16 protein-coding genes and 3 pseudogenes are annotated in these 18,457 nt (G+C 63.9%); 14 read left to right on the top strand and 5 right to left on the bottom strand.

The genetic code is table 11. The annotated features are described in order from the left end of the window. Positions 1-64: 64 nt before the first annotated feature. From HYG77_RS00695 to HYG77_RS39345, 3 genes and pseudogenes are all read left to right on the top strand, one after another. Positions 65-861 (top strand): annotated as a pseudogene (locus HYG77_RS00695) (SDR family oxidoreductase). A 137-nt stretch (positions 862-998) separates the two neighbouring features. Further along, entirely contained in the window at positions 999-1,466 is a 468-nt protein-coding gene (locus HYG77_RS00690; RefSeq protein ID WP_244461404.1) for an adenosine-specific kinase, read from the top strand. Positions 1,467-1,488: 22 nt separating this feature from the next. Beyond that, positions 1,489-1,636, top strand: a pseudogene (locus tag HYG77_RS39345) (integrase core domain-containing protein); the annotation flags it as partial. 377 nt (positions 1,637-2,013) lie between these two features. Here the strand turns inward: HYG77_RS39345 and HYG77_RS00685 are convergent. The 4 genes and pseudogenes from HYG77_RS00685 to HYG77_RS00665 form a co-directional block, all read right to left on the bottom strand. Beyond that, positions 2,014-2,235, bottom strand: a complete 222-nt coding sequence (locus HYG77_RS00685; protein WP_109329924.1) for a dodecin — start codon at positions 2,233-2,235, stop codon at positions 2,014-2,016. Positions 2,236-2,397: 162 nt separating this feature from the next. Further along, positions 2,398-5,730: pseudogene (locus tag HYG77_RS00680) on the bottom strand (protein kinase). Positions 5,731-5,931: 201 nt separating this feature from the next. Further along, on the bottom strand, positions 5,932-6,507 hold the full coding sequence (locus HYG77_RS00670) for a hypothetical protein (protein WP_208961594.1): 576 nt from the start codon (positions 6,505-6,507) through the stop codon (positions 5,932-5,934). Next, positions 6,504-6,707, bottom strand: coding sequence for a hypothetical protein (locus tag HYG77_RS00665; RefSeq protein ID WP_204164931.1), 204 nt, complete (start codon positions 6,705-6,707; stop codon positions 6,504-6,506). Before HYG77_RS00665 ends, HYG77_RS00670 begins: the two co-directional genes overlap by 4 nt. 811 nt (positions 6,708-7,518) lie before the next feature. On the opposite strand from HYG77_RS00665, the gene HYG77_RS00660 reads away from it, so the two are divergent. The 5 genes from HYG77_RS00660 to HYG77_RS00640 are packed head-to-tail and all read left to right on the top strand — an operon-like array spanning position 7,519 to position 11,413. Continuing rightward, positions 7,519-7,779, top strand: a complete 261-nt coding sequence (locus tag HYG77_RS00660) for a biotin/lipoyl-containing protein (RefSeq protein WP_280123289.1) — start codon at positions 7,519-7,521, stop codon at positions 7,777-7,779. 46 nt (positions 7,780-7,825) lie between these two features. Next, positions 7,826-9,469, top strand: a complete 1,644-nt coding sequence (locus HYG77_RS00655; protein WP_208961592.1) for a carboxyltransferase — start codon at positions 7,826-7,828, stop codon at positions 9,467-9,469. A gap of 11 nt (positions 9,470-9,480) precedes the next feature. Continuing rightward, positions 9,481-10,494, top strand: a complete 1,014-nt coding sequence (locus tag HYG77_RS00650) for an acyl-CoA dehydrogenase family protein (protein WP_208961591.1) — start codon at positions 9,481-9,483, stop codon at positions 10,492-10,494. Next, entirely contained in the window at positions 10,491-10,943 is a 453-nt protein-coding gene (locus tag HYG77_RS00645; RefSeq protein ID WP_208961590.1) for a hypothetical protein, read from the top strand. Before HYG77_RS00650 ends, HYG77_RS00645 begins: the two co-directional genes overlap by 4 nt. Next, positions 10,940-11,413, top strand: a complete 474-nt coding sequence (locus HYG77_RS00640; RefSeq protein WP_208961589.1) for an acyl-CoA dehydrogenase family protein — start codon at positions 10,940-10,942, stop codon at positions 11,411-11,413. Before HYG77_RS00645 ends, HYG77_RS00640 begins: the two co-directional genes overlap by 4 nt. A gap of 140 nt (positions 11,414-11,553) precedes the next feature. On the opposite strand, the gene HYG77_RS00635 is transcribed toward HYG77_RS00640, so the two are convergent. Beyond that, positions 11,554-12,300, bottom strand: a complete 747-nt coding sequence (locus HYG77_RS00635; protein WP_109329936.1) for an SDR family oxidoreductase — start codon at positions 12,298-12,300, stop codon at positions 11,554-11,556. 363 nt (positions 12,301-12,663) lie between these two features. Here HYG77_RS00635 and HYG77_RS00630 point away from each other — a divergent pair, with 363 nt between their 5' ends. From HYG77_RS00630 to HYG77_RS00595, 6 genes are all read left to right on the top strand, one after another. Then, positions 12,664-13,803 carry a cytochrome P450 gene (locus HYG77_RS00630; protein WP_208961588.1) on the top strand — a complete coding sequence of 380 codons (1,140 nt, stop codon included), beginning with the start codon at positions 12,664-12,666 and terminating at the stop codon, positions 13,801-13,803. A gap of 168 nt (positions 13,804-13,971) precedes the next feature. Further along, on the top strand, positions 13,972-15,159 hold the full coding sequence (locus tag HYG77_RS00620; protein WP_244373384.1) for a hypothetical protein: 1,188 nt from the start codon (positions 13,972-13,974) through the stop codon (positions 15,157-15,159). Continuing rightward, positions 15,156-15,620, top strand: a complete 465-nt coding sequence (locus HYG77_RS00615; protein ID WP_109329942.1) for a flavodoxin domain-containing protein — start codon at positions 15,156-15,158, stop codon at positions 15,618-15,620. Before HYG77_RS00620 ends, HYG77_RS00615 begins: the two co-directional genes overlap by 4 nt. A gap of 606 nt (positions 15,621-16,226) precedes the next feature. After that, positions 16,227-16,724: a hypothetical protein gene (locus HYG77_RS00605; RefSeq protein WP_208963597.1), complete on the top strand. Its 498-nt coding sequence runs from the start codon at positions 16,227-16,229 to the stop codon at positions 16,722-16,724. Positions 16,725-16,883: 159 nt separating this feature from the next. Then, the gene (locus HYG77_RS00600) at positions 16,884-17,708 is read left to right on the top strand and encodes a hypothetical protein (RefSeq protein WP_208961584.1); all 825 of its coding nucleotides are present in this window, start codon (positions 16,884-16,886) and stop codon (positions 17,706-17,708) included. Positions 17,709-17,713: 5 nt separating this feature from the next. Continuing rightward, entirely contained in the window at positions 17,714-18,334 is a 621-nt protein-coding gene (locus HYG77_RS00595) for a helix-turn-helix transcriptional regulator (RefSeq protein ID WP_208961583.1), read from the top strand. The last annotated feature ends 123 nt before the right edge of the window (positions 18,335-18,457 follow it).

Below are 18,457 nucleotides of genomic sequence, written 5' to 3'. Positions count from 1 at the left end.
TTCGGAGGTAACAGTGAGCGAACATGCCCCGCGCACCATCGACTACCCCGGCCACACGGCCGAGATGGCCGACCAGCCGCAGGACGAGATGCGCGCCTACCGCGGCAGAGACCTGCTTGCGGGCAAGAAGGCCCTGATCACCGGGGGCGACTCGGGCATCGGCCGGGCAGTCGCCGTCGCCTTCGCGAAAGAGGGCGCCGACGTGGCCATCGCCTATCTCGAGGAGAGCGACGACGCCGGCCACACCGCTGAACTGGTCGCGGCTGAGGGCCGGAAGTGCCGCGTCTTCCCCGGTGACCTGGCCGACCCGCAGCATTGCCGTGACGTCGTCGAGCGCACGGTGTCCGAGTTGGGCGGACTCGACGTCGTCGTGAACAACGTGGCGTACCAAGAGCCCGTCGAGGACTTCCTCGAGCTGTCCGACGACCAATGGCGCCGGACGTTTTCCGTCAATATCGACAGCTTTTTCCACGTGACAAAGGCTGCTGTCCCACACCCGGCCCCCGGCTCGGCCATCATCAACACCGGTTCGGTGAACGGGCTGCGTGGCAACAAGTCGCTGATCGACTACTCCGCCACCAAGGGTGCGGTGAACGCACTGACGTACTCGTTGGCGCAGGCACTGCTCGAGCGGGGAATCCGTGTCAACTGTGTCGCCCCGGGCCCGGTCTGGACACCGCTGATTCCTGCCACCATGGACGAGGAGAAGGTGGCGGACTTCGGCAAACAGGCCCCTACGGGCGAGCCGCGCAACCGGACGAGATCGCCCCCTCATACGTGTTCTTCGCCTCCGGTCTGCTGTCGTCGTACTACAGCGGGGAGGTTCTCGCACCGCTCGGCGGCGAGACCATGCCCGGTTGAAAAACCCCTCGCAGGCGAGTCACCGGTGTGCCCTCGCGCCACAGGCGTTGTCCCCGTTGCCGGAGCGGCGCACACTGAGATCGATGCCGGCTTGCGCGGCAGCAGGCGATGGAGGAGCGATCGTGGAGTTGCATACCATGGCGATCGACAAGCCCGACGACATGAATGTGATCGTCGGGCAGGCCCATTTCATCAAGACGGTCGAGGATCTGCACGAAGCACTGGCTGGGGTAAGTCCGCACCTGCGGTTCGGGGTGGCATTCTGCGAGGCGTCGGGTCCTCGCCTCGTGCGCTGTTCGGGCAACGACGACCGTCTCGTCGAGTTGGCCACGCGCAACGCGATCGCGGTCGGTGCGGGCCACTCCTTCTTCGTCTTCGTGGAGGAGGGTTATCCGGTCAATGTGCTGAACACGCTCAAGCAGGTGCCCGAGGTGTGCGGCATCTTCTGCGCTACGGCCAATCGGGTCGAGATCATCGTGGCCGAGACGGAACTCGGCAGAGGCATCGCCGGAGTGATCGACGGGTTCACACCCGCCGGCGTCGAGACAAGTGCCGATGTCGCCGACCGTAAGGCTCTGCTGAGGACCATCGGGTACAAGCTCTGAGCGTCGAGTCACATCTCGCCGGCTGATCGACCGTGACGCGTCGTGGAGCGGTGGGGCCGAGGTGGAGCAGGGAAACCGACGAGTGGGTTCGCTGGTTCAACGCGGCCCGGTTGCACTCGGCGATCGACTATCTTTCGCCGACCTGGTTTGAGACCCGCTATCGTGAATAGCGTCCCCCGGTTGCCTCAACCCCCGAAGTGGCCTGAACTGGAGTCTCCACCCGATCCAGGGTGATTCATTCTCGGCTGGATCACCGATGCCCAGTTCATAGGTCCGCCGCCCAGGATCCGGGTGAACCTGTCCGCATTCGCGGTCTCGGCCCGCCGCTGTCTCTGCTGTCCTGCGTCCACGGATGGAGTCCTTGCGTCGACCGTATCCGGGCCATCAATTCGCGCGGCCAGGCGGGTTCCGAGCCCGCGCGACCTACACCCAAGATGAAAAGTACTGCTGGTGTGGTCCACCCACGGTGGGGGTTGTCGTCGGTGCTCGGTGCTCGGTGGTTGGACTCGGCGTGGTTATGTCAGCCGGAGCGAGGGCTGTCACGGCTTCACCCTGCGGTGCTCGCCTCCAGTCGGAATCCGACTTTCACCGTTACCTGGTAGTGCGCGATGGCACCGTTCTCAACGTGACCTCGGGTTTCTACGACCTGAAACCACTCAACGTTCCGCACGGTCTCGTTGGCACGCGCGATGGCATTCCGAATAGCCGCATCGGCGCTGTCGCTCGACGAACCGACAACCTCAACAACTCGGTAGACGTGATCACTCATCAGGATTCCTTTCGGTCGTGACTATTCGAACTTAGGCCGAGACAGATGCGTTTCGCGACTCGCTCGCGCAGGATACGGGTGCCCCGACCTTCGTGCTCTGCCTCGAAGAACACTTCGGGATCGAGGTTGCGGCATCGACAGATTGACCATCCGTTTGGTAGATTACGTTGGGCCGGCTGGAGGATCCGATGCGCGCACTCCATGTGGAGAGGACATCGCCGCCCCGATCTGTGCGCGCGAACTGAGCCCGAACTTGGCGAGGATATGTTTCACGTGTCCGTGAACGGTGTGGGGGCTGATCGATAGCTGTTCGCCGATCTCACTGTCGGTCCGACCGGTGACAATCAGTTCCGCGACTTGGCGCTCCCGCCTGGTCAACGGGGTCCTCGCGGTGGGGTCGACAGTGCACTCGCCGAGCGCATATGCGACAGATACCTCGAACCCGAGGTTGGCGCCGATATCGCGTGCAGTCTCGAACGTGCGTCGGCCGAGTGCCGCTAGCGCGTGTCGTTCGCACGCTTCGTGGTGAACGAGCAGATTGGGGAAAAGGACTGTGGAACTGCCAACGGTTCGGCCTAAAGCCTCTGCGGCGCCCATCATTACCGAGGCCCGCGCACTGTCACGCTCACACGCGATCCATGCCAGTGCCTCCATGGACGGCGCGGCCATCAGTGGGTCATCTCGCATCCGCGCCAGCCGAAGGCATTGTTGCAAGAGCTGAACCGCGGAATCTTCGTCCCCTTGTTGCCACCGGGTAACTCCGGTGCCCCAGAGCGCGTATGACCGATACACGGACTCACCACGTGATTCGGTGATCACGAGAGCCTTTTCATAGGACATGAGTGCCCGCTCGGTATCGCCGCGGAAGGCATGCGCCCAGCCGAGCTGTAGTAGCCCTTCGACCTGCGGACGGAGTGCCCCGATCGAGTCGAAGACCGCGAGCGCATCTTCCAGACGCGCACGTGCGTCATCGAAGTCGCCTCCGAAGAGAGCCGAGATCCCCTCCGCATGCGCAATCTCGGCGTGGACTACGGGATCCGGACGCGGTCCGATTGCCGCCCGCGCCTGCACTATCAGGGATCGGCCGGTAGCCAAATCGCCCTGCAACTCAGCGAGCACACTGTCAGCGCAAAGTGCTGTAATTCGTGCAGTGCTCAGCTTCCCCGAATCCTGTGCGACAGCGCGGTCGAGCCAATATCGCCCTTCAGTCAGCAGACCGCGGGAGAGCCAGAATGGGAACAGGGCAGTGGTCATACGCAACGCGGTGTCGTCCTCCGACTCCGGCGCCGCTTCTTGCGCGGTATGGCTCAAAGCCTCACGGAGGTTCGGTTGTTCGCGCTCGAGCCTGTTGATCCAGTCGAGTTGCCGATCGGTGATCCAGCCTGCATCCGCATCAAGCACCAACTGTTGGTACCAGTCCCGGTGCTTACGGCGAACCTGGGCATACTCACCAGTCTGGTCCAACTTGTCCCGTCCGTATTCGCGGACAGTGTCAAGCAAGCGGAATCGGACCGCGGTGCGGGTCTCTTCTCGAAGAAGAATCGACTTGTCCACAAGGGAGGACAGCGAGTCGAGCAATTCGTCGGCCCGCAGATCACCGTCGCAGATTCCCTCGGCCGCGTCGAGTTCGAACCCTCCAGCGAATACCGACAGTCGTTCCCACACGTGCTGCTCGACCGCGCTGCACAGTCCGTAACTCCAATCGATACTCCACCGAAGGGTCTGCTGACGGCTCGGGGCCGCCCGGCTGCCTCGGGTCAACAGCGTGAAACGGTCGGTCAGTCGCTCGAGGATTTGATCCGGCGACATCACACGAATGCGCGCAGCCGCCAATTCGATGGCCAACGGCAGTCCGTCCAACCGCGAGCATATCTGCGCGACCGCAGACTCGTTTTGGGCGGTGAGCTGGAATCCGGGCTGTGCGGCGGCTGCACGTTCGGCGAACAACGCAACAGCATCATTGGTAAGTGGCCCGCGCTGCTGCTGTCCTGGGGTGGGTACGGCTAGCGGCGCGACCCGCAAGATCGCCTCCCCACCGATAGACAGGGCTTCGCGGCTGGTCGCGAGTATCCGCAGTTTAGGGCTTCTGCGGAGCAGCGACTCTGCTAGCTGCGCCACCGCGGACACCACGTGCTCACAGTTGTCCAGCACCAACAACAGGCTGCGTGAGGAAACGAAGTCCGCGAGCACCTCGCGCAAGGGCCGGGCTGCCTGCTCCCGAACGCCCAGCGCGCCGGCCACCAACTGTATGAGTAGCGAGTCATCGTTGATCTCATCAAGCTCGACAAGCCACACACCGTCGTGGAATGTGTCTTGTAAGTCGGCGGCGACCCGGAGCGCGAGCCGAGTCTTACCCACCCCACCCATCCCGGTCAGCGTGACTAGCCGGGCGATTTCCAGAAGATTCTGCGCTTCCGCTAGCTCTGTGCGGCGACCGACGAAGCTGGTGAGTTCGAGCGCGAGGTTTCCCGGCAGGTTGCCAGACGGCGCACTGAGATGTGGGCGACGGTCCGCGTCGTGAAGCCCGCCCAAAGGTAATCCGAGCGGCACGAAGATTCGACCCTGTAATTGATCGTCATCGGACCCGGTTGCGTAATGCCATCTCATCGAGGGGGAAACCGTGATTGAGTTGCAACTGTTGGATCTTCTCACCGAGTGCGGCGGCCGACGGACGGTCCTGGGAACTACGCGACATCGCCTCCTCGATGAGCGCGCACACATCGTCGTCGATGCCGTTATCACGAAGATCCGGCACAGGTTGTGTGGTGATCCGCAGAAACTGAGCGACCACCTGTTCACCTCTGCGCCTTTCGAATGCAGCGTGACCGGTCAACGCGCAGAACAGGGTTGCGCCAAGCCCATAGACATCCGACGCAGGCCCAGGAGGGTCTCCACCAAGCACCTCGGGCGCGGTGAAAGCAGGGAACCGGTGACGGTGCCGGTGGCAGTTTGGAAACCCCCAGCGATGTGTGCGATCCCAAAATCGGTGAGAGCAGGTTCGCCGTAATCGGTGAGCAGGATATTCGCGGGCTTGACGTCACGGTGAACAATGCCGAGGCGGAATGCTGTCTCGATGGCGCCGGCCATCTTCACCCCGAGACGGAGTACCTGCTCGGTCGAGAGGGGACCGTGGCGTCGGATCCACGCATCGAGCGAGTCTCGCGGGTAGTACTGCATCACAAGATAGGGGCGGCCGGTCTCCGTCGCTCCGACCTGCAGCACATTGACGATATTGGGATGACCGGTCAGCCGTCCCATTGCCTGTTGTTCGCGGAAGAAACGTTCCGTGTTCTCTTCGTCCAAGTCAGCGGTGAGGACCTTCACTGCCACCGTACGGTCGAGGGCGGCCTGACTGCAGCGGTACACGACGCCGAAGCCGCCGCGGCCGATCTCGGCAGCGTCGTCGAATCCGGCCGCGTGTAGTTCTGTAATGAGATCGAGGTCCGCGCCGCCAGACATATCACGCTGTGTCTGGAGCGGGTCGTTCTCAGTCATCGGTTCCTGCAGACGTTTCGCCGGCGTGCCCGGGCTCTTCTCAAGGTGATATCCAGCGTATCCCACTCGGTCATTCCACCCGACTGATTCAACGGCCCCGCACATCAGAGCTACCGGTGCACATCAGAGCTACTGGCGGATGTGGCCCCTCCGCGGAGGCGAACTGGCCTGCATCAACGGGTTGGTTCCCCTCCGCGGGCGTCAACCCCGCGAGAATGATCCGGGAGGTCGGATAGACACCGTGGCGGTCTCGTCCGAGTCAGTCCGTAAATTCCTGCGGGACGAGAAGGGGAGTACCTGCTGGGAAACCAACTCGGCGGCGGTGACGCTCGTTGCGAGTGGGATCAGTGTTACCCCGTCGGCGACGGAAGCCGCGCGGATATCCGAGATCAGGCCTGCTAGCCCATGAGGTGTACCGACGTAGCGAACTGTCGCGGAGCAGCCGAAATGGTTCGACTCGGCGAGTTCGGTGCGTGCCGTGCGTGCGTCCGGAGCGATCAGGAACTCGAGGTCGAGAAGCACCAAGAGGCCGTACGGATCGCGACCCGCTTCGGCCTCAGCCGACCGTATGCGTCTTGTGGTCAGTTGAGCCTGTCCGAGATCCGCTGCCTGGATGCGCACCGTTGCGTGTGTGCCCACGGGTTCACCCCCCTCCGCGATGGGGTCCGTCCGATCGGCGGATGTGCAGCCGGAGATGGACGTTCTCGTCGTAGTGAATCCCGCGGCTTCGGGTAGAGCGAGTGCGACGTGTGGCGGGCGGGACGGAGACGAGATCATGATCGGTCCTGGTGGTGATGCGAGTACGAGACACCGACCGAGAAGGACGTCGCGACCAATCCGACCGGCTTGTCGTCGACCGTCGCGCACAGTGCCGCGAATCCCGAAGTAGGGAACCCCAGCGCGGAACAGAGTTCGGCGTGGTCGGCCATGACAGGTTCGAGCGATGGTGTAGAGGGGTGGACACTCGTGAGACTCATGGATGGTCCACTCCGGTTCGACGGCGGCCTGCCCGGGGGTGGCGCGCCGACCAGATCTCCCATGGCGATTGGGCTGGAAACCGAGTCGGTGCACTGTTACCACAGGCTTCGTGTGACGGTCACCATACCACCAAACGATCGGTTGACCGCGGTGGAATTGTGTAGATGCTGACGCCGCGTGGCGATCCGCCTGAGGAGCTCGTCGTCCGCGATCAGGCCGGGACGCGAGCGCGGGTCGCACGACAGGGTTTCCCGGTCGCGTCACGTGCCGTGGCTCTGGGATCGAGTCGAGAAGGCAAAATCTCAGCCGCGATCGCGGAACGGGCCCGGTCTCGGCCGGCGTTCGGCGGCGAGCCCTGCGGCGCTGTACGTGCCGGCTTCGACGCCCCGGGCGGTGCGTCCGCCGTGCGAGGCCCGTGTGCACTCGGAAAACGCGTATATGCCCCGGGCGGTCGAATTTCTCCTCGTAACGGTTTCAACCTGACCGTCAGCGCGGTCCCAGGTCGCGATTGGTAGTTGCACGTGACGCGCAACACGCCTAGTCTGGTTTCACCACCAACCGGTTGTTAGAAAAGGAGTGCTGTGGATATCTCTTCGGCCGACATCAAGCTCATTCTGACGGCGCTGCAAGATGCGGGGTTCGATCAGGCTGAGGTCGTGGTGGGCGATGTCCACATAGCCGTGGCCCGACGCGGCGTCCAGCTGCCCGTGTCCTTACCCACCTCAGAACCAGCACCGGCCGCGGAGCCCGGACCGCCCGTGGCAATCGAGCCGGAGCGCTCAGCGCCGGCTCCCGCTGTTCCGCCAGGCGGTGCTGTCCCCCGGAAGGCGGCTCGAAGCAGGTCGTCGCTTCCCGAGTGTAGGAGTGTTTCGGCGTGCTTCCCGGAACGGCGGTGCACCATTCGTCGAGATCGGCCAGAACGTGACAGCCGGGGACGTACTCGGCAACGTCAAGGTCCTCACGTTGACGATGCCCATCGAGGCGATGACGGATGGCGTTGTGACCGCTATCGCTGCAGACGACGGTGACCCCGTGGAATACGGAACCCCGCTCGTCACGATCGCGTCGTAACAGGGGCGCACTACCGCCACCAACCAAGATGAACAAGGAAACTCACGTGAACATCGATTTCGTCGAGCAGAGCCTTCGAGACGGGCAACAGAGCCTCTGGGGCATGCGGCTGCGTGCGTACGAGGCGGCAGGCGCCCTGCCATACCTGAAGGATGCCGGGTACCGCACCATCGACCTCACCGGCGCGGGCATGTTCACCGTCTTGCTCCGTGAATACGGCGACGATCCCTGGGCGACACTCGACTTCCTCGTGGCGGGACTGAAAGGCAACGAGCTCCGCTCGGGCCTACGCACCCTGAGCTGCGTCGGCTTCGCGCCCACTCCGCAGGCGATCATGGACCTGTGGATCCAGACGCTGATCAAGCACGGTTCCACCAGCTTCTGGCTCTACGACTGCCTGTACGACATGGACCTGATGAAGCACCAGGTCGACGTCGTGCGCAACGCCGGCGGGCAACCCGTCCCAGCCATCATGTACGGACTCACCGACGTGCACGACGACGCGTACTTCGCCGATCGTGCGCGGCAGATGGCCTCCTGGGAAGGCGTCGAATCGATCTACGTCGAGGACGCCGCCGGAATCCTCAAACCCGAACGTGCGCGCACGCTGCTTCCGGCGATCCGGCAGGCGACCGGTGACATGCCACTAGAGTTGCACTGTCACAACACCACCAACATGGCCCAGCACAACTACATCGTCGGTATCGAGAGCGGATTCACGCGTATACACACCGCATCGCGTCCGATGGCGAACGGCCCGTCGCTGCCGTCCACCGAGGCGATGGCCACGATAGTCGAGCACCTGGGCCGCGAACACACCCTCGACACGTCGACGTTCGCACCTGTCGCCGAACACTTCGAGCACGTCGCGCGAGAGGCCGGCCGCGCAACCGGTGTGCCCGCCGAATACGACCCCCGGATGTACGACCACCAACTACCCGGTGGCATGACCGGCACGCTGATCAACCAGCTCGAGCGACACGGCATGGGCCACCGCTTCCCGGAGGTTCTAGAGGCCATCCCCCAAGTGCGCGTGCAGCTCGGTTCGCCCATCATGGCCACGCCATTCTCCCAGTTCGTCGGTGTCCAGGCGGTGCTCAACATCGTCACCGGAAAGCCCTACTCCATGGTGTCCGACGAAGTCATCCACTACGTCCTGGGTCACTACGGCCCGGTGCCCTCCCCAATCGACCCCGACGTACTGGACAAGATTATGTCGAACCCACGAACCAAGCAGTTGCAGTCGTGGGAGCGCCCCGATCCGTCGCTGAAGGAGATCCGCGCCCGTTTCGCGCCGGATATCTCCGACGAGGAACTGCTGATCCGATTCATGATGTCCGATGAAGAAGTGGACGCCATGCTCGCGAAGGGGCCACTGCGGGTCGACCGTCGACGCAGCAGCAACAACATCGTCGAGTCCTCATCGATCTCATCGACGCTCCGGCCGCGAGTACCTCGTTCGCCGTCTCGACCCCGAAGTTCAGCGTGCGGGCTGCCCGGACGACGACATGACCACAGCTGCAGAGGACTTGATCCACACGGCACCGATAGCCGCACGGACCGATCAAATGGATGGAAAATGACGACAAGCACTCGAGCCCATCCGCGATATAGATCGTTTCGCGTCAGAAGCCGAGGAATTTCTCAGTACCGCCGTCCCTCCCGGTGGAAAGAGGCCCGGGGACACTGACGAGTCACGAGATGGACGAGGTCCGCCGGCAATGGGACTTCACCCTGTGGGAGGGCGGCTACTCGGGCCTGTCCATCCCAACGGAATACGGAGGTCGGGGGCTCGGACTAGCCGAGGAAATCGTCTTCCACGTCCTGGCAGGCAAAGCGCAGGCGCCGGACGGATTCACCCGGGTCGGGAAATCCTTGGTCACGCCGATGCTTATCGCTGTCGGCACCGAACAGCAGAGGGCCCAATACATCCCGTCGATCATGAACGGGCAAGAGGTATGGTGCCAGGGCTTCTCCGAGCCCCAGGCAGGGTCGGACCTTGCGAACATCCAAGCCAAGGCCCGACGCGTCGACGGCGGCTACCTCATCAACGGCAGCAAGACCTGGACTTCGTTTGCCCAGCATGCACGCCGATGCTTCGTACTCGCCCAGACGCAGCCTGATGCCGGCCGATACCGCAACCTGTCGATGTTCCTCGTCGACATGGAACAGCCCGGTGTCTCGATCAGTGACATCAGACAGATCTCCGGGGCCGTGCACTTCGCCGAGACCAGGTTCGAGAACGTCTTCGTTCCCGATTCCGACCGGGTCGGTGACGACGGGGACGGGTGGAAGGTCGCGATGCGGGTGCTCGGTGACGAGCGCGGGGGTATCGAGACCGCCGCGCGGTACGTCGAAATCCGATCCGATGTCGACGCCCTACTCGAGGTATTGGGTGATCGCCCCGAGTACGCCTCACGGCTGAGGGACTTGGACATCCGGACGGAACTGGTCCACTGGCAGTTGATGAAGGTCGCCGATCTCGAGTCTGTCGGCGACGACGAAGCGCTGGCACGGGCCGGCGCCGTGCTCAAGCTGATGTGGAGCGAGCTGTGGCAGGACGTGACCCGACTCGGTGTCGGGCACGCGCCAGTGGTCCAGCAGAAGCACTGGTCCTACCAGTACCTGGAATCCCGCGCCGTGACAATCTACGGCGGGTCCAGCGAGATTCAGCGAAACATTCTGGCAGAACGAGTGTTAGGACTTCCGAAGTGACCATCGTCGAACAGAAGCAGAACCCGAAATCGCGATACGCGATGACGACCCTTCCGAACGAGTACGGAGTCATCGGCGCCGAGGGAATCGGGGACCTCGTCAAACGCGCCACCTCTCACGCCCCCATCGCGACGTATGTGGAGGAGTCCGAACCGCCCATCTCGTGGGCGGCCATCGCGGAAGCGGGATGGGACCTGGCCGGAATCGTCGAGGATGACACCTGCGCGAGCACACGAGATCTGGTTGCCATTGCCAAGGCCTGGGGCTACGGCAGCATCCCGCAACCGTTGCTGCCGAGCTTGCTGGCCAAACGGCTGTCCGCCGCCGCACGAGAGGTTGATGGCCCGGTCACCTTCGCGTTGCCGCTCGGCGACGGTGCCCTTGTCCCGTTCGGTGCGCTCGACGGTATCGTCGTGGCCTCGGCCCTCGGTGACATCGAGGGGAAGTGACCGAGGTACCCACCGGTGATGTCGACGGGTTGGACCTGGTCGGCCGCGGTGTCCACACCGCCGTCGCCACGACGTTCACCACAGAGGCGGCCCGTGAGGTGGCCCTCGTTCTCGCGGCCGAGGTCCTCGGCGGAGCGGAACGCCTACTCGCCGATTCACTCACCTTCGTGATCGAACGCGAACAGTTCGGCCGACCAGTGGGGTCCTTCCAGGCGGTCAAACACAACCTGGCCACCGCGACCGTCAACGTGGAGGCAGCGGACACCGCACTGATCTGGGGATCACAGCAAGACACCAACGCGTTCCGTGGTGCGCTTTTCGCGGTAGATCAGTGCATCGATGTAGCCGAGATCGCGGTGCACGTTCACGGCGGTCTCGGATTCACCTGGGAGGTCGGACTGCACTTCCCGCTTCGGAAGATGCTGAGCGTCCGCAGAATCATCGACCGTCTCGAGCGCGACCACACCTGAGACTGCACCTACGAGCAGCCGCCGGGCGCCAACCCGGCGGCTGCTTCGTCGTGCCTGCAGGCCGGCAACGACGGACAGCGCGACGTCCGGACGGTCGAGCAGTCCGGACGTCGCGGTGTGGCTCTGACGGGCCGTGAGCTCTACTCGTCGACGACTGCTCCCGCGCAGTTCACGAGACCGCCGTCGACGACGAACTCCGCACCGGTCGAATACGACGACTCGTCCGAGGCCAGGTAGACGATCAGGTTCGCGACCTCATCCGCCTCCCCGATCCGCCGAATCGGAGCAGCAAGCGAGGACAGATCCATGCCCTCCGTCAATGGAGTCCTGACCGTACCGGGGTGCACCGAGTTGGCACGCACGTTCTTGCCCCCGAGTTCGGCGGCAACGGACTTGGTCAGACCACGCAGCGCGAACTTGGATGCCGCGTAACCATGTTGGCCCGCGCTACCAGTCAGACCCGCCGTGGACGAGATATTGATGATCGACGCCGGAGCTGACCGAACGAGTTCGTCACGGGCAGCCTTGATGCCGATGAAGGACCCGGTGAGGTTGACGTTCAAGATGGTGTTCCACTGATCCAACGAGTAGTTCTCGAGAAACCCGAAATTGACGATGCCGGCGTTGTTTACCAGCACATTGAGTTTCCCGAACGTGCTGACCGCGGTCGCGACGGCATTCGCCCAGTCGTCCTCGCTGGTGACGTCGAGGTGGACGAAGACCGCGTTCTCGCCGAGTTCATCCGCGAGCAGCTTGCCAAGGTCGTCCAGGATGTCGCCGATGACGACCTGTCCGCCTTCGCGGACCACCGCACGAGCGTGGGCGGCGCCCATGCCCTGAGCTGCGCCGCTGACAAGAGCGACTTTGCTTTCGAGTCTGCCGGTCATAGAGATCTTGCTCCTTGGTTCGAGGAATGACGATGTCGGCTGCCACGCTCAGCCTCACAGGCCGATGTGTGGCATACACCACACAACTTCGGTCACCGCGTCAAAGACCGCAAGGGTAGGGGCGGTCGGGAAAGTCGGGTAGTCACTACTCTGCACCTGCGCGGTGATGCCCATCACAGTGGAGTGAAGGCAGTGGCCGGTGTCCTACCCGCCACGCCTGCTGATACCAGCGCCGCGACGTCCGCCAGCTCGGGGACATCGTGGCCCGTCCCAAGGCAGGAGACATTGCACTGATGACTGCGACAGTCGCTACGACGAGTCTGTTCACGAACGCCGATCACTACCACACCCCGTTGGGTCCCGATGGCACGCCGCACGCCTTCTTCGAGGGCGCTGCGCGACGAAGCGAGCACCCCCATCGGATGGAGTGAGGCCTACGGTGGGCATTGGGTGGTAGCCGGATACAAGGAAGCCCAGGCGGTCATTCAGAACACCAAGGCCTTCTCCAACAAGGGCGTCACGTTTCCGCGCTACGAAACCGGCGAATTCGAGCTGATGCTGGCCGGGCAGGACGACCCCATCCACAAGAAGTACCGCAAGCTCGTGGCGAAGCCGTTCTCACCGGAGGCGACCGACCTGTTCACCGAGCAGCTGCGTCAAACCACCAACGACCTGATCGATGAGCGCATCGAAAGCGGTGAAGGCGACGCGGCCACCTGGCTGGCGGACGAGATCCCGGCCCGGTTGACGGCCATTCTCCTCGGCCTTCCGCCCGAGGATGGCGACACCTACCGCCGGTGGGTCTGGGCCATCACACACGTGGAAAACCCGGAGGAAGGCGCCGCGATCTTCGGCGAGCTGGTAGCGCACGCCCGCGCTCTGATCGCCGAGCGCCGCGAGAACCCGGGCAACGACATCATGTCCCGCGTCATCATGTCCAAAGTGGACGGTGAAAGCCTCTCCGAAGACGACCTGATCGGCTTCTTCACGATCCTGCTCCTCGGTGGCATCGACAACACCGCACGCTTCCTCAGCTCGGTCTTCTGGCGCCTGGCGTGGGACATCGAGCTGCGTCGCCGCCTCATCGCCCACCCCGAACAGATCCCCGGCGCGGTCGACGAGCTGCTGCGCTTCTACGCTCCCGCAATGGTCGGCCGACTCGTCACCGAAGAGGTAACCATAGGCGACGTCACGATGAAGCCGGGCCAGACGGCCATGCTGTGGTTCGCGGTCGCCAACCGTGATCGCTCGGCGTTCGACTCTCCCGACAACATCGTGATCGAGCGGGAGCCGAATCGGCACCTGTCACTGGGCCACGGAATCCACCGTTGCCTGGGTGCACATCTGATCCGCGTCGAGGCACGCGTGGCGATCGGCGAATTCCTCGAGCGTATACCGGAGTTCTCGCTCGACCCGAACAAGGAATGCGAGTGGTTGATGGGCCAGGTAGCCGGCATGCTGCACGTGCCGATCGTCTTTCCCGAAGGTAAGCGACTGGCATGAGCGAACTCCGATCCCGGGCGATCGGCGAGCTCGAACCGTCCATCGCCATTGTGGGCAGCGGCCCGGCCGGCTGCTACACCGCGCAGATGCTGCGCAAGCGATGGGCGGCGGCGCAGATCGTCGTCTTCGAACGACTCCCCCGTTCCATACGGACTGTTACGTTACGGCGTGTCCCCGGACCACCAGGGCACGAAGGCGGTCGCTCGGCAATTCGATCGGCTGTTCACCGACGGCGGCGTGCACCTGATCGGCAACGTCGAAGTGGGAAAGCATGTTTCGATCGATCAGCTCCAGGATGCATTCGACATCGTGGTTGTTGCGGCGGGGCTCGGGGCGGATCGCCCCCTCCCCGGCGTCGACGGTGACGGCGTCTACGGGGCCGGGCAGATCATGAGATGGTTCAACTCACACCCCGATGAACACTCGTTCACACCACATTTCGGAGCGACCACGACGATCATCGGCAACGGCAACGTGGCCGTGGATGTCCTGCGGCTCCTGGCCAAACACCGAGATTCGTTCACCGGCAGCGATCTGGATCCGCAGCGGATCGATCAGCAACCCTCCCGAATCCATGTGGTCGGAAGATCCTCCGCCTCGGCCGCCAAATTCGACAGCCTGATGATTCGAGAGCTGGCGGACATCGACGACGCAGTCTTCGACGTCGATGCCGTCGACGACACCGGCCACACGGACAAGAAAATTAAAACCAAGATCGAGGCACTGCTAGATCTCACGACCGGACGTGCCGTGCCGCCGACGTCACGAGTCCACGTGAGCTTCCACTTCGGATGGACGCCGGAATCCATCGAGTCCAACCCAACCGGCCGCACACTGTCCCTTGTGGACACCGAGTCCCGGCAGGCGTCCAAGGTGATCGAGACCGACAGTGTCGTGACCGCCGTCGGTTTCGGGCACGGGCTGCGCCACGAGATCGACAGGACCCACCTCGAATCCAACCTGGCCGACCTCGACAGCGGCCTTCTGGACTCTGGGCTCTACTGCTCGGGATGGTTCCGCCGTGGACCCACCGGCGGCATCCCCGCCAACCGCCTGGACGCGAAGACGGTGTGCGCGCGCATCGTCGCGGACGTAGAGACCGGTGCAATCACGCCGGCGAAGATCGGTCTCCAGGCGCTCGCGGCGGACCTGCACCCCGACACAGTCGATTTCGCCGGGTGGCGAAGGATCGACGCGACAGAAGTGACACGCCCAGCACACGGCCGATGCCGCACGAAAGTGTCCGACATCGCGACGATGCTCGACCTCGCCAGAACCGTCACGGACCAACGTATAACCCCGAAACACGTCGAGAACCCGACAACCGACGCCGTCGGACACAAGGAGGAGAGATGAACGCACTGATCCTGTACGGGACCGAGACGGGAAATGCCGAAGCAACCGCGACGGCAATTTCCCAGGTACTCGCGGGAACCGTTGACTCGGAGGTTCACGACCTCGCGGACACGACGCCGGACGCAATGACACAGGCAGGCGCAGACCTCGTCGTTCTCGTGACCGCGACCCATGGTGAGGGCGACTTCGCCGGTGGCGGAGCGGACTTCTTCGAAGCACTGACCGAAACGAAACCGGACCTCACGGGCCTTCGCTTCGCCGTGTTCGGTCTCGGCGACAGCTACTACACCACCTTCAACCAGGCGGGCGAAACCGCAGCCACCATTCTGACAACCCTGGGCGCGACGCAGGTCGGCGACACCGCCCGGCACGACGCGTCCAGTGGTGACGACCCCGAGGAGATTGCAGAGGAGTGGGCACGCGAGGTCCTCGCGGCGCTGCCTGCGCCCGTGGCATCATAGACGAGATCGACAGTAGGCTGTGTCCACCCGAAGGGTGGGTTTCATGACAACGACGTCGAAGAATGCGCCCCGATCCATCACCGACCCGTGGCCGCTGATCGGCAGGGCAGCAGAGGTCGAAGACGTGCGCTCGGATCCGATCGAACCGCAGTGTGCTGCTCGCGGGTCCTGCAGGCGTAGGCAAGAGCCGTCTTGCGGGTGAGGTGCTCGACGAGCTGGCCCGGGAGGGCGTACAGACCGTGCGCATCAGCGCCACGACCGCGAGTTCGAACATCCCCTTGGGTGTGTTCGCGCCGATCCTGCCCACCACGGCGTGGGCGGGCAAGAGCGGCGCGGTCAACGACCGAGCAGATCTCCTCAGCCGATGCGCCACCACCCTGGTCGAGCAGTACCAGCCGGCACGGCTCGTGTTGCTCGTCGACGACATCCACCTGGTCGACGACATGTCCGCGACTCTGCTGTACCAATTGGCGGACACCGACCGGGTGACAATCCTGGCGACCTACCGCACCAAGGAAACCTCCCCGAACATGTCGTGGGACTCTGGAAAACGAACTCGTAGACCGCCTCGATGTGGAAGGGCTGGATACCGGCCACATCCACGAGATGATCAGACGCGCGCTCGGCGGCCCGGTCGACGATGCCACCATGGCCTACCTGGCAGGCAAGGTGCAAGGCAACATGCTGTTCCTGCGTGAGCTGGTGATCAGCCTGTATGAACGCGGCACTTTGCGCGACGACAACGGCATCTGGCGGCTACAGGGGGAGTTCGAGGCAACGGACCGGTTGGTAGAGCTGGTGACGAGCCGCATCGGTGTCCTCACCCCGGACGAGCACACCCTGATGGCCTACCTCGCATTCGGTGAACCGCTCACCCTGTCCGAGATCGAACGGCTGAGCACCCTGGAGTGCACGCACCAGCTCGAGCAGAAGGGTCTGGTGGTCACCGAGATGGGCGGCTCCGACATCCAACTGCGCACGGCGCATCCGCTCTACAGCGAGGTGCTCCGTGGCAGCCTGCCTCTACTACGGTCGCGGAGTTGGTTCGCCGGCTGGCAGACACCCTCGAGCACGGCGGGCCGCAGACCGACCAGCGACTCATGAGAACCGCGGAATGGCGTCTGCTCGGTGGGGGCGGGGACCCCCACACGATGCTGGCGGCGGCGCACGTCACGCGGTGGCACTACGACTTCGGCCTCGCCGAGCGGATGGTGTCGGCAGTGTTGAACGAGGAACCGACGAATTTCGACGCACGCATTCTTCGTGCCCAACTCGCGGGGTTGCGCGGCAATACTCGGGAGTCGGCGCGCCTGCTCGTCGCTCGCCGACTCGGCGCGCACAGCGGACGAGGTACTCCGCGTCGCGGTCGCCAGACTGGACCACCGTGCGATCTACGCAGGCACCGTAGAGGAGGGACTTGGCGTTGCGTACGAGGCCGAGCGTGCATTGGCCGGCACCCCCTACGTCAACGACATCGCAGCTCGCCGTGCGGCGCTGATCCTGGGTAAGGAAGGCCCGGCCGGCGCAGTGGCGGTCACCGAGGGCTTGCTGTCGGAGGCGACCGGGTCCGCCCTGGTGTGGGCATGTATGCCCGGGGCCTACAGCCTCGCACGCACTGGACGGATCGACGAGGCACTCGACGCCGCTGCCCTCGGTCATCGCGTTCAGCTCGAGCTGGACGAGCCGATGGATTGGTACCTGTGTATGCACCGCTTCTACGAGGCGGAAGCGCATACCCATGCCGGGCGGTTCGATCGAGCCGAGGAGATCAGCCGAACTGAATATCGAGCGGCGGTGGACCACCAGGCCATCGAAGCGCAGGCGCTGTTCTGCTGGCAACGTGCGAAGACGGTGACCGAGTGCGGTAACCCGCACCGCGCTATCCGGCTGCTCTTGACCGCGATTTCGATCTACAGGCAACTGGGACGTCCCCAGTTCGTCCAGTTCTGCAATTACTACCTGGCCGTGGCGCAGGCCATGGCAGGTGCTCCGCTGGAGGGAAGGAAATACTTAGCGGATCTGGATGGTTCCGGATTTCCGTCCACATGGTTCATGGGGTCGATCCGATTCATTCGTCGGGCTGGGTGAACGCCTTGTCCGGAGACCTTCGGCGAGCGCACGCCGACTTCGAGCGTGCAGTTGCCGAGGGGGGCAGAATCGGCGATCTGGTTGGTGCGATCGCGGCGGCGCACAGCCTCGCTCGCACCGGTGCACCGCGCCGTGCCCGCGAGTTGTGCACTTCGCTGGCTCGCGCCATCGAGGGCGAACTCGTGGTGGCGCGTGTGGCGCACATCCACGCTCTCGACTCCGCCGACCCGGAGGAACTGGGCGAGGTGAGCGAGCGCTTTGAAAGGATGGGCGCAACATTGCTCGCCGCGGAGGCGGCGTCGGATGCTGCCCCGATCTGGCAGGAACGCGGCGATCGACGACGCGCCACCGCGTGCCGCCTGCGCGCGAACGTCCTGGCCGGAAAGTGTGAGAACCCGGTCACGCTGTCGCTGAGTGGTGCCGACTGGAGCTCGAAACTCACTGCGGCGGAGAAAGAAACCGCCCTACTCGCCGCGTCTGGTCGATCCAACAAGGTCATCGCCACCCAGTTGTCCATCTCGATCCGCACCGTGGAAAACCGGCTACAGGGCGTCTACGTGAAGCTCGGTATCCACGGTCGGCACGAACTCCCGGGAGTGGTCTCGGAGTACACCGAGACCAACTGACTCCTGCACGAAGACACTTGCGGTCTCCCGAGGGCCGTGGGGCGCGACGTGGTGTGAAAAGTCGTATCACGTTGCTCGCCAGATTGATTCAACCATTCCCCATAGCGATCGACCGATCTGGGA

Origin of the sequence: Rhodococcus sp. ZPP, assembly GCF_017656075.1 — a bacterium.
Taxonomy (GTDB): Bacteria; Actinomycetota; Actinomycetes; order Mycobacteriales; family Mycobacteriaceae; genus Rhodococcus_F; species Rhodococcus_F oxybenzonivorans.
Note: the sequence above shows the minus strand (reverse complement) of the source record. Positions and strands in the feature narration are given on the sequence as shown.